Annotated in this window: 8 protein-coding genes; 4 read left to right on the plus strand and 4 right to left on the minus strand. The window is 40.3% G+C overall.

Translation table 11 applies throughout. The annotated features are described in order from the left end of the window. Positions 1 to 99 precede the first annotated feature (99 nt). A complete protein-coding gene (locus tag F3I09_RS29080; RefSeq protein ID WP_149698571.1) occupies positions 100 to 447 on the minus strand; it encodes a hypothetical protein in 348 nt (115 codons plus the stop codon). A gap of 284 nt (positions 448 to 731) precedes the next feature. Continuing rightward, positions 732 to 1,493 (minus strand): hypothetical protein, encoded by a 762-nt coding sequence (locus tag F3I09_RS29085; protein ID WP_149698572.1) that lies wholly within the window; start codon positions 1,491 to 1,493, stop codon positions 732 to 734. Positions 1,494 to 2,220: 727 nt separating this feature from the next. On the opposite strand from F3I09_RS29085, the gene F3I09_RS29090 reads away from it, so the two are divergent. The 4 genes from F3I09_RS29090 (at position 2,221) to F3I09_RS29105 (ending at position 6,870) form a co-directional block, all read left to right on the plus strand. Further along, entirely contained in the window at positions 2,221 to 3,411 is a 1,191-nt protein-coding gene (locus F3I09_RS29090; protein WP_149698573.1) for an AAA family ATPase, read from the plus strand. A gap of 5 nt (positions 3,412 to 3,416) precedes the next feature. Then, the gene (locus F3I09_RS29095; RefSeq protein ID WP_149698574.1) at positions 3,417 to 4,472 is read left to right on the plus strand and encodes a DUF4435 domain-containing protein; all 1,056 of its coding nucleotides are present in this window, start codon (positions 3,417 to 3,419) and stop codon (positions 4,470 to 4,472) included. Next, positions 4,459 to 6,336, plus strand: a complete 1,878-nt coding sequence (locus F3I09_RS29100; RefSeq protein ID WP_149698575.1) for a DUF262 domain-containing protein — start codon at positions 4,459 to 4,461, stop codon at positions 6,334 to 6,336. The genes F3I09_RS29095 and F3I09_RS29100 overlap by 14 nt, the downstream gene beginning before the upstream one ends. Positions 6,337 to 6,459: 123 nt before the next feature. Beyond that, on the plus strand, positions 6,460 to 6,870 hold the full coding sequence (locus F3I09_RS29105) for a transposase (RefSeq protein WP_223233428.1): 411 nt from the start codon (positions 6,460 to 6,462) through the stop codon (positions 6,868 to 6,870). A 58-nt stretch (positions 6,871 to 6,928) separates the two neighbouring features. On the opposite strand, the gene F3I09_RS29110 is transcribed toward F3I09_RS29105, so the two are convergent. Together F3I09_RS29110 and F3I09_RS29115 are read right to left on the minus strand one after the other, a co-directional pair. Continuing rightward, complete coding sequence (locus F3I09_RS29110) at positions 6,929 to 7,864, minus strand: hypothetical protein (protein WP_149698576.1); 936 nt, start codon at positions 7,862 to 7,864, stop codon at positions 6,929 to 6,931. 76 nt (positions 7,865 to 7,940) lie between these two features. Next, positions 7,941 to 12,995, minus strand: coding sequence for an ATP-binding protein (locus tag F3I09_RS29115; RefSeq protein WP_149698577.1), 5,055 nt, complete (start codon positions 12,993 to 12,995; stop codon positions 7,941 to 7,943). Positions 12,996 to 13,106: the final 111 nt, after the last annotated feature.

Consider the following 13,106-nt stretch of genomic DNA (forward strand, 5'->3'; position numbering starts at 1 on the left):
TGTAAATTTATGGCACTCGTTCCAGCTTAAACGGCCCGTTGGCATTTCGCGGAGCATAATAATTTCCGGCCCCGCCCTGCCCCTCGATGGGTTTTCTTATCAGCACTGAAGGTTCCGGTAAAGCTGAAGGGCATCGGGCGGGCCCCACTCAAACTGTATGCTGTTGGCATTGACGTACCCATATACCCGGCTGGAGTGTATGTCTATTCTTAAAGGTCCGCTTATTTTATGATTGGCATCTACTGATGCAATGTGTAGGTCCATGCCTACTTTTACATCATTACCAGGCGTTTCATACCCCGCCCATATACCATAGCCAGAATATGAACCCACTACGAAATCATCGGTTTGCACACAGGCAGTTGTAGTTCCTGATGTTACTTTAAAGCAGGTGTCGAGGTTGGGGTGGGCACCTGCAAAATGGATGGCTGAAAGCGAAAGATTCATGATATCTCCAATTTTCTGAACAAATTCTAAATAGCCAACAAATATTTTTAGCAACTGCTTAGCGGCGGAAGTTGCACCCTCGCTGGCTGCACATTCCTTGAAGTCAATCGTACTATAAACAGTTTTTAGTATTTGTAGTAGTAGCCCTTCAAAATCACCGGGCGAAGTTTCACCGATAACATAGAGATTAGCAAGCCCTTCAAGATGAGCTTTGATGACGCCGGCTGCAACAGCTGGGCAATCAGATTTTACCGCTATCTTAACCAGATCAAGGTAGCGAAAGTTTAATTTTGTACGAGGGCCAATCTGCTCTCAACAAGGTTGTCCAACTTCCGCCCGGAACGGATGTAAATCTGGTATTCTCCATTCTCTTTTAATACATAGGTAACAGAGGGAGGGCCGCCGAATAGGTCTACGGCATCCATAGCAAAATCCTGTGGCGAACTAGAAATAAGTTTGGCCGCCTCAATGGAGAAGGAAGTGATTTTATTTCCATCCTTATAAATACCAACCCAATAGTATGCGGCAACACCGTTATTGGTAAAGACAACGTTATTGCCGGCTTTATGTATAAGAATGGGCTGTTCAAACACACCATCCCTTCTTAAATTGGATGCAGTTACTGCTAACTTAATAAATGCATTCAATAACTCCTTGTTAGTGCTATCCAACAGCTCACGACCACTCATAAGATTCGTCGAAATCTGGCCGACAAGACTGGTAAAGTCTGGAGAGGAAGCTATGTTTTTAATTAAAGAGAGCTTTGCTTGTTCGGTTAAGGTTTGAACAGCAGGCATATTCATTAACAATGCGATAGCTGTTGATTGGGCACTGATATCTCCATTTTCATTGCCAGGATAGTTGTAGCGCATCATTAAGGCCTCGTCATTGGCATTCCGTGGCGACAGGCTATCCATTTTATATTGCCCGTCCATCACCTTGCTGACCTCGTTAACTGATAGTACTGATAAAGACGCGGGGTTAATGGAGCTGCCTGCCGGCAGAATGACTTTGCCACCTGGCCTGTAATGCGAGTGCGTATGCATTAGTTGGTGGTGGGAGCGGGAATCCCAGAGGGTTGTAAAAGAGTAGTCAGAAACGTTGACGAGGTAATTTTAATCCGTTTAGGCCTTACTGGCTTAGGGCGGATTTTTTAATATGCAATCCCTAAAAAGTTAAGTGGATGGGGCAATTCAGATCTATCCTTTAGCAGACAAAAGAGGATTTTTTTTGGGGAAAGAGGTAATGCGCCCAAAAGAAATAGGTGTGGCTATATTTTTTGAGAAGATTAATAAGTAACAGGGGCCGGTTTAATTAGAGGGCACTGAAAAGTTACTCTTTTTAAAGGGATCTTTAAAAATGATCAAGTAAAAGATGTTTTTACTTGGTCGTTTTTTTATTGTCTAATGTGTGATTAGGTCCATTGCTGTAGCTATTGTTGCGATCTGTATTCGGAGTTAAAATGCTAACTATGATATTTGAAATCATTCAGCGAATATGGTGATATTTTAACTCCTCGCTAAGGTTACGTTTTGAAACAAGTGTGTATGTTATGCAGACCATCCTGTTAAAGCTTCTAGAATAGATATGTTGTATCGGAGTTGGAAATCAATCGTTCTATGCGGGATAGTGGCAGTAGGACTGAGCTTAGAAATAGCTAGTATTAGAGATATACAAAATGGATAATTTTTCATAACTTTATAGGTTATATTTGTTTTTGTTCCCAATAGACAGGGTTTGACGAAAATTTAAAGGTTAAATTCACTTATAAATATGAATATTTCTCAATTGGAAATAATTGGCTTATATGGCCGGTATAATACGAAAATCCCGATAAGTGAAAACACATTAATACTCATCGCAAAGAACGGTGCAGGAAAAAGTACTATTCTTAGAATTACGTTCTATTTTTTGACCAAACAATGGGAACGGTTATGTTCTTTTGACTTTCATATAATTCGCTGCGTTATAGATGATCGGGTTTATGAGTTTGAAAAAAGTGCATATCTTAAAAGTAGCAAGGTGTCTAACGGGTTAAGTGAGATAGCTCAACAGTATCCGACGTACCGAAACTTTATTACGAAAATTTTGCCTAATTATGATGCTCTGGATTTGAAGTCTAATGTTGCTTTGCTAGAGAATGTTGCAATTAAACATGATGTCCCTCCCGGGTTTCTTGTTCGAGTGGTAAATTATCTAATCGAAGCTCGGAATCCCACTTCTCATCTGAACTGGGATACCTTTGTTCTCTTTCTACCTACTTATCGCCGAATAGAACATGATATCGAGGAGCTATTTGCGGATATTAATATTAAGTTGAAACAGTATGTAACCGATCTACGGAAGGATTTTTACTCCAAGAATCTCTCCACGGATGTATTTGCGTCGGCTGATGATGATCAGTTTGCCAATGAATTTGGTAACGATGAGCGTATTTTTACTGACTTATGGAGTATAAGAGACCAAGAAAAATGGAACATCAAGGGAAGAAACAAATATCTCGAATTGATTGAATTTGGAATGGATGATATTTATTATAAGGTACGAGATATCGTTAAATCGTCCGCTCTCTCAAATATTGATCCGTTGCCGTCAAAACTTACAGAATACCTCAGGATTTGCAACACATATCTTGAGCCGTATAAAACACTTGTGTACGACTTAAATGTAAATGTTCTAAAACTTCGGTTTAATGAAAGTAATACGTTTACTGATCTAAGAAATTTATCATCAGGTGAGAAACAAATCGTTTCGATATTATTTCATCTTTATGTCGAGGATCATGCTCCGTTTGTAATTATTGATGAACCTGAATTATCACTGTCATTAAGATGGCAGCAAAAAATAATTTCTGATATCCGAAACGCAAAGATTAGTGGCCTGCTAGTTGCTACTCACTCTCCTTATGTAGTGACAGACGAGCTACGTGATTTTGCTCATGGCATTAATGAATTTATTGAATAGTAGCAATGAATTATAAAGACGAGTTTTTTTCCTTTCGGGAGTCTTTTAGCGTAGATACTTCCCTTTTTGAATTATTGCAAGATTATCACCCCAAAAAGAACACGCTTCATTTATTCGTTGAGGATGATGATGACTATCAGTTCTATAGAAGTTTTGCTCTTCGTGTCTATAGTAGTTATCAGATCATACCCCACAAGCAGCGAGGCAAAGGAAATGTTTTGGAGGCATATCAGAAAATAGACTGGAAAAGGTATTCCAAGTGCCGTGTACTTTTTTTTTATGATAAAGATTACGATGATATTTTGGGCATTTCACAGCCAGCAGATCATAATATCTTTTGTACCATGTATTATTCGCTGGAAAATTATTTGGTAAACACTAATGTTGTCAGTATTATTCTAAAGGAAATTTTTGGATATACAGGGGATAAGTTGTTGGTCAAAATAAATACAGAATTAGCTCAAATATATAAACGGTTCGTAAAAAGACTCAGGTTGATATCAAGTTGGATACTAATTTATCGAAAAACTGATGACCACTGTGATCTTGATCGTATAGCATTCGAGGATTTGTTTGTGTTTGACAAAGATGGGCTTCACTATCCTCAATATATTGAGAAAGCCGATTTGGATGTCATAAAGAGGAATAATGCTATTCCAGGGTATGTTAAAGCTCGATATCGTGAAGGGAAATTGCGTGGTCAAATCGAAGTGAAAACGTCCGCGGATCCGAGTAAATTTTGTTCGATACAATACCGTATTAACTATCAACAATTGAAGGGGATTAATGAGGAGAAGTCTTATTTGCGTGGGAAATATAATCTTTGGTTTATCACCCGCATCGTTATGCCCAAATTAAAAATGATAGCCAAAGAATATAACGATAAAGCAGCATTAGCCAATCAGCGTGAGGGAAGAGATGCAGATATTTTAACGCTTATTCCGAATATGGAAATAAATGCCAATAATATTTTTCATGTCTTGCCGGGGAAAATGGATATTCCAGTGGATCTAAACTCGTTTTTAAGTTACAACTACAATATGTGTCATGGAGTCAATTAGAGATATATTTACAAATAAATTTTTTCGGATACCGGATTATCAACGAGGATACTCTTGGGAGATTTCTCATGTCGAGGACTTCTGGCAGGATCTGCTCAACTTGCAGCGTGATAGGATGCATTATACAGGAATGATAAGTGTAGAGGAAATTCTCGATTCCGAATATTGGAAGCTGCACGAAGACGCATGGCTTATTGGTAGGGGGGATAAGCCATTTTTTATTGTAGACGGCCAGCAAAGAATGACAACTGTAGTCATTTTAATTTCTGTTCTTTTGAATTACATGGAAGAAGGCGAGCTTATGTTATTCGAAACAAAGAATGTAATTGCTAATCGGTATCTCTATACATTTAATCCACGTGATAATTTCCAAAGTTTTTTATTTGGATATCATAAAGATAATCCAAGCTATGAATATTTGAAAAGAGAAATCTTTGAGCAAGCTAATAATCAGGAAATCAATGAGCTTGAAAGAACATCATATACGAATAATCTTTTCAATGCTAAGCAGTTTTTCGACATGAGAGTGCAGCTTCTCAGCGCTCAGGAACGTGAAGAAATCTATGAAAAAGTTGTCAAAAACCTTAAGTTTGATTTCAAGATTTTGGAAAAACAGTTGGATATATTCATTGTTTTTGAAACGATGAATAATAGGGGAAAAGCATTATCTAATCTTGAGAAATTAAAGAATCGTTTAATATACTTGTCGACGTTACTGAGTATCGATGTTGTTAATCGTATAGGTCTGAGAGATCGGATTAATGAAACATGGAAAATTGTTTATAGGTATCTCGGCATGACGAAAGATCGTCGAATGGATGATGATGCATTTCTACAAAACCATTGGATCATGTATTCAAGGTATGATAGAAGAGAGCCGGAATTCTATGTGCGAGATATATTTGAAAGAAATTTTTCATCTCAAAGACTTATAGAGGGTAGTATTGATGTTTCCGATCTTGATCATTACATCATAAGCATTGCTGAGGCTATAAAGTGCTGTTTTGTGATGTATAATCCGAATTCTCCATTGGTAACAACGATGGGGTGGTCTTGGAAGGTCTTACGATGGTTGAAGAAACTCAACCGACTCGGCTACAAATCTTTCGGACCGTTGATAATGGCTGCAATGATGAAGGTGGAAGATGAAGATAAGCTTATACGACTTTTATCATCAATAGAAGCCTACATATTCCTGTTGTACAACGTTTCTTTCCGAAGGTCAAATACAGGTACTTACCATTTTAATGCTAAGGCAAGTGAGTTATACAACGATGAAATTGATATTGACGACCTTATCATAGATATTAATTTCTGGATTTATGGTGACAATGAAACCATGGGATATTTTGACTTCGATAATTTTTATTCATTTCTTAATGATGCCTTTCGTACTGAGGAGTCAAACGGCTATTTGGCATGGAAGCATATACGTTATTTCTTATATGAATATGAGGAGTATCTTGGGGGAGATCTTCTTTATCCGCGTTCGTCATGGACGGATTTAACAACGGTTTATCGGGTAATGCCAAGTCGACCAGTTGCCGGATGCTGGCGTAGCCATATTGAATATCTAAATAGAGATCAACAGCAAAAAGTGTGTAGCAGCCTTGGAAATCTGATTCTAATGCCTAAGATTGACGTTCAGGGCGAGGAGTATTGTTTCAAAGACCTTAAGCAAATTATGAATGGGATGTGTGCAAATGCAGATGATGTATTTGATAAATCCGACTGGACTCCGACAAGGATTGAAAGTCGTGGCATTCGTCTCTTGGAGTTTATGGAAGAACGCTGGAATATCCCAATAGGGGACAATGATATGAAACGAAAAATTCTTTTCCTTGACTACTTACCGCCGTTTTAATAATAAGTGAGAGCGAGGACAAAAGCTGTGCATTTACAAGAGGCACTATCTCAAAAACTGTGTAAATATTGAAAATCGGGGTTTTACGACTTCGATTTTTTAATTTTAAATATACACAGTGCTATGAACACAGAAGATTTCTTATCAGACGAGTTTTTAAAGCAATTTAAGACAGCGAAGCTGCTAAATGATTTTTTGGCTCAAATACAGAAGCGAGGGATTGAGAAGATGCTGGAAGGCGAGCTGGATGGTCATTTAGGCTATTGTAAAAATGAGCAAACAGATGGTGATAACGCCCGTAACGGCTATGGAAAGAAGAAAATAAAGACTAGTTACGGCGAATCTGAGATTAAAGTACCTCGTGATCGAGATGCCAGTTTCAATCCTATGATTGTTCCCAAAAGGGAGAACATGGTAGAAGGCATTGAGGAAGTAATTGTATCGCTGTATGCCAAGGGCATGAGCGTATCTGATATTGAGGAGCAGATCAAAGATGTCAACAAATTTGATGTATCCCCATCAACTATTAGCTAAGTTGTAATAGCTATTACACCATAGCAAAAGATCCATGATATCAGTTAAGTTCGACGCTCTACAGAGGATCTTCATCATCATCAATATTCTCGTCAATACCCCAGCCATTCTTGTCTAGTAATGCAAGTGCCTCCAGTCTGTCCTCTTTTAAGGGATGATCTTCGCAGATAGATTCCAGTTCATCCAAGGGAACGCCTGCTTTTGTTATCCTAAACATTGCTTCTACATAAGCAGTTGTCATCGCTGGATCAAAAGGAAGAGGTTTTAGAGTTTTGGCCAATTTCTTCCAAGGAGTCTTGTATTTGTTATTGAGCAGAAAAATAAGCAATTCCTTTTGCAGGATTCGTTCATTTTTAAAAGTGAACTGCTGCTGTAAAAAAATTTTATACGCTTTGCTATCGTAGACTATCTCTTCTGTAAAAATTTGCAATTCTCTAGCCTTGTCTTTAATGATCTCATACAATTCAGAACTAATCTTTTTTATAAGTCGTCCCAATCTGTCTTTAATTCTGTTGTCATTGGCCGTAGCATACAGCAAACGAGTATCAATAGGTTCCTGTAAAAGTTCGCTTAGGAAATTGATAAATGTATCCCTGGCTTTTGTGTGTTCATAGCTCGACGCTATTCCAAACCTTGCATAACGCATAGAATTGTAAAACCTGTCAAGTAAACTGATTAGTTGGTGGCTGTGTGGATTTAACTCAAGTTTTGTCCTTTTATGTATGCGCGCAATAAGTCCTCCAGTAGTATGGGTGATAAGAGATTTCTCAAATGCCGTTTGATCCATGTCTGTATTATGTTCCAGTAAAATGACAGCTACCTTGGCCAGTCGCTCAATGCCTATGGCAAGTTGGTAGAGGCACTCGAACACTTCGTGCTCCTGACAAAAGTGCTCCATTTCGTCAAAAGCTAAAAGGCCATTGTAAATAAAAGTTCCTGCCACTTGTACTTCGGTCCCTAGGCTAAAGTTTTTCCACGAAAATTCAGCTATCATAGCGTTCTTTTTTAGTTGTTGTTGATGGGTTTTAACAAAAATATCGTGTAGCCCATTTGTAATATTGTAGTCATAACTATGCTAACGGTAAGCGGTTCTTTAAAGTAATAACAAACTCCATGATCCAATATGTATCGGTAGATCCTTCTTCGATGAGCTTTTCCAGAAACCAAATATAAGCCTCGAAATCATCTCGGTTTTGTCGTAGGGCATCGAGGTGATGGTTATATAGTCGCCTGGCTAACTTCTCGGCCAACGTATATTGATAAAGAGATATTGGTTTATGGGTTCCCCCGCGTAGTTGTGCGACCAATTCCAGAAAACATCCAGGTAACAACTCCTTATCGCCAATGGTGGCAAGCAAATTGATTACATCTTTATAGAAAAATTTTCCCAGATTAGCTACTTGTTCGCGGTAAAACCCCCCCATGCCCACAAGTGGTGGCCATTCCCTAGCATCATCCTTCCACTCGATATCTAAAAATATTCTGTTACTGAAAATTTTATAAGCTAGAGAATGATTGAGGGTAGCAAGCATACGCCAGAGGTATTGAAATCGCGTCACATGGTTATCAATGTTTGCTTTGTCATTAAAGACAAGGTGATCTGCTCTTAAAATGATTTTTTTTGCTACCTCGTTCCAAAACTCAAAAAGAGGGGGAGGATAAACATCTCTATCTATGTCCAGTGACGAACCTATCTGTGCGATTTTTTGACAAGAGGTAAGTAGTAGCTTACCTCCGCAACCTTGGGGATTGGTTAGCAAGATGGCGGAGAGTTTCTCTTTTAACCTCATGCCCATTATACGATGTGAAGCATCATAGCAGCCATCATCTACGTTTTCTTCTTTCCTTTCATCATAATGGAAATAGAGGTCCAACAAGTGTAAGAGATATTGGGTGGTGATCTCTGGTGGCTCATCATCTGTGATTAGCTCTATGCCTGTTAGCAGACTCCAATTATTATGGCGTTTTAATTTAAGGCTTTCCAGTTCAAAGGTAATCTGTCCGGCAATTGCCTGATCTACATAGTTATCTAGTTTTTCAAACTGGGCTTGTTGGTACTGCTCTTCATCCTGGTAAGGTATTTGCGGCAATGATTTTAGGTGTTGGGAATATTTGACAGCCGCTTTCCAGATCAGCAGGGCTTGGTCAGGATAATACTTCCAAAAGTGATTATGAAAGCCAGATAGAAAATGACGGAGATTAGGATCATTTTCTTCGCGATGTTTAATAGCAAGACGAGCGATAATTTTTATAATTAACGTTTTCTCCTTATCGGTGATTTCGCCGATGTCCAGCAGCCGGGGGATGGCGACTAGCGCTGGCTCAATATCATAAAGCTGGTTCCAGCCGCCGCCGAATGTACCGATTGTCCGTGATTGGCTGTCTGCAATATTAATTAAGGTCGAGATCACCCAAGTTTGCTGTTCTGAATTCAGCTTTGCCGAATGGGCGAGTCCGTGATAAGCCAGTAGTCCAGAAGACTGATAAAGGCCGTTAAGCTCTTCCATTTTACTATAGTGGCCATATATTTCGCTCCACAATTCGAAGTTAAGTACCGTTTTTTTCGTAAAATCCTCTTTAAGCCGTAGCATGTATCTTGAATGAAGGTTGACCTCGTCGATCATCTCCTGGTTTTTTTTGACCATTTCAAATACCTCTGGTTCATACTCTGGAGAGATAAGATGCAAAGTGTGCTGGCCGACCTGCTTCTGTTGTTTTACTTTCCAAGTGCGTCGATCAATATCATCTAGCAGTTGCGCATAGTGTAGATCGTTTTTATCTGCGGTTGCCCTCATTCTGTCAATAATAGCAAAGATTTGTGAGTTGTAAGTCCAGATGTTGATACAAAAGTCAATGATGAAACTGCGTAATCCATTATAATATTTCCTTCTGTGTGGTAGCTCTTTTGACTGGTACCGCTCTTTAACATATACCTGGTCAGCTAGTATCAAAATGGGGTCCCTGTAGTCGTCACGGTATCTCTGGCTGTCCCAGGAATAAAAAATAGGCTGGTCGATAAGTGGCAGAATCATATCTGCGGTTTGGATAGGAAAAGCCTGCACGATGCTAGAAATAACTCCCGTGGTGGCAACCGAGGTGCTACACAAATACAATTTACGTAGGCAGGTGAGTAGCAGCTCTGGATTACTATTTGTCTCGGCAAGTTCGTATAGGTATTTTTCCAATGCCATCATCGCCGATTGCAAAATGTAAGGGGTGACGGTAACGCTTCCCCTGTAAAGCTGCCAAAGGGCATAACTTCCGGTTTGCTTCACTTGGATGCCGTCGGGTAGGGTAAGGGTAACGTGAACAATATCATCTCGATCCTTCATCCTGCTTTTAGCATAGTGTTCAACGGAGCGATTCATCAACTCAGTGAGAAAATCTATAGTGGTGAGGGGATGATATTTTAACAGCCAGTAAACAGGTGTCTGAAAGGCACTGACGGGGTTGTAATCTTCATGGAAATTTTTTCTCATGCCAAATGCCGCATCGATATCCAAATGATAACTCTCGTCACGTATTTCGAGATGTGCCATGATGCTATCAGGGGGATATACAGGTTTGGGTTGGGGGGTATAATACCATCGTTTACGGCAAAGGTCGATAAGCGTGTCAGGTAAATATTGAGCAAGTTTTCGGCAGCTAAGGGCGGACATGGCTTTATTAATAAAAAGATGCCTTTCCTTATAGAGTGTAACAGATACTTTTTTTGCCTGATCTTTACCTGCCGTTATAGCCTTTAGCCAAAGGGCGAGTTCAGTCGTAATCCCACCCGACAATTTATATAGGACTACTATGGCCTCGGAGATCCATTTTTCCCGAAAATACGCCTGTTCTTCTTTAACAATATAATTGTCGAATAAATGCAGCATAAGCACGCCGGCCTCTTTGATGCCATCTGGCAGTGCATCTGTGACATCGGTAGCAGTACTCCATTCATAGATAAGGCTTTTTAGGCCTCCAAAGGTGGTTACAGGAATTTGTTTAATACGGCCGGCTAGGATACGCAGGATAGGTAGCCATCCATGTCCTATCGGTACAAGAATGGTATTGCCCTCAATTTCCACATTTTCTCTGCAGGCGGTGCGCATGATCTGGCAGATTTCAAAAAGTAACTCCCAGTCGTTTGCCAGAAGAATGCTTAAGTGATCGTTTAATAGTTTGTCGCAGTGAGGGGAATTTAGGATGGCCACTACGCATGGTGAACGCCAGTGGTTATTTACACTTTTTTGTGAAAGATTTTTGGAGAAGTAAGCAATTTTTCCCGCATGCTGGTCACTGATGGCATCGGCCACCCATAGTCGGTAAGCGCGACGCATCGCCGGGGCTGTACCCATTTTGTCAAAAAAATCCTGGTCGTTGGTTCGCTGATCGAATAAAGCATCGACATAACGGACCAGAGCCCAATCCTCCAATACGTCGTGAGCTGGACAATACTGTGGGGAAAGCGGTGCTTCTATAATAACGTTTTCAACTAATAATCTAGTAATGGCTGCAGGATCAGCATTTTCAACTGAGGTAAATGCCTGCATTTTTTTTGATCGGTTAACCGCAATCTCGATAAAAGCTTCGCGTCTTTTTTGTGGCATACCATCTTTCGGCGCGCTATACTTATTTTCTACTATAGCCTCCCATAACCGAAATTTCAACTGTTTTTCGTCTAATCTGGAAAAATCCACCAGGCCGGACTTACCGGCTTTATATATATAGTCGAGATATTTAGGAATGCGTACAAATTCAGCGATTTGTGAGTTATCGAGGGCCGGCTTTAATTCTGGCAAGGCGGCTGTGATTTCTTCAAGTTCGCTATCGGACAAATAGGGAACGGTCAGTTGTTCAAACGCGGTATCGGAAAAAAAACGGAAACGGATAGTAGGGAGTTGGCTTTTACGACAACTGATAATCAGTTTGACTTCTGGCATTTGACTTAGCACCTGCAGGAGTTGTATGAAAGCGTCATCCTCACCTTCTAGTAATTTCTCGAAAGCATCAAGGTAAATGACGCTATTGTTTTGCAGAGGGAAGCAGGAAAATATATCGCTTAACGAATGGGTAAAGCCCACTTCATGCAGGCAGTGAGAGAGTTGGCCACTACCTAGTTGATCTGCACCCATTGCGATCACAAACCCAGCTTGATCGCGCTGCAAAAGATGCAGAAGATTTTTTACAATAGCACTCTTGCCGGCGCCCGCATCGCCGGTGACCATCAGGATTTGACAGGACTGCAATTTCTCAATGCCGTTGGCAATCAACTCCTGACGGGAAAGATGTTTGCGGCCAATGTGGTCTGCTACCGCAGATAAAGATTGCATGGCGTCAATGCTTTGCTTACGCAGCAACTGTTGTATCTCCTTTAAATACGAAGGCTGTATTTTATCTTTATAAGCGGTAGCAGAGGTGGCTAGCAGAATACCGCCGCTAGCATTTTTTTGTGCCATTTCGTGGTAAATGCCGTCCCATATACTTTCGGCGGATGGCGCACTCTGTAAACTGGCCAATCGTAAAAGGGTTAATGCATTGGCTTTGGCGGTAGAAGCCTGCTTGTCCAAATCATAGTCTAAAGCCTCAAAACAGCGAAGAAATAGATGGATATCTTCACCTGTAACAGCCGGCTCCAGGTTCCGGATCACAGTAGCAAAATAATCGTAGAATTGCTTTTTGGCGCGCACACGGCTGACCTCGTTCTCAAAATCAGGAGTAAGGTCTTTGCATTTGGCCCATTCCAGAAGCGGTACCAGATGTTTTTTAACCTCAGCCGACCAAAAGGCGCTGACCAGAAAGATTTTATCTGTTGACGGATTAAAGAGCGCAGGGTTACGGAAATCCTTCCATGCTGCTGTCATCACTTTTTGAAATAATGGCGATTGAGGAGAAATGGTGAGCTGGTGTTTTGCTTGCACCAATATCCGACAGGTGATACCACGTCGCTCACAGACCAATAACAGATCATCGGTCTGGTAGCCCAGCGATCCGCTCTGTTGTTTAAATTCAATGATGGTGCCTTGATCCATTCCCGGAATTTGCCCTCCCAGGATAAAGGAAATAAAATAAAGGGTGTGTAACTGCACTTCAAAATTATTGCCGCCACCACCCTGGGAATAAACATTACTTTTGGTACTCATATGTCAATGCCTTTGGGTCTTTGAGGTCCTAATCATAAGGAACAAACTAAAATTATGTATTGAATTTGTGTGGAGCTGCTATAAGCAGATCTCATCTTCAACTGTAACATA

It is taken from the genome of Chitinophaga sp. CF418 (assembly GCF_900142925.1).
In the GTDB taxonomy this organism is placed as follows: Bacteria; Bacteroidota; Bacteroidia; order Chitinophagales; family Chitinophagaceae; genus Chitinophaga.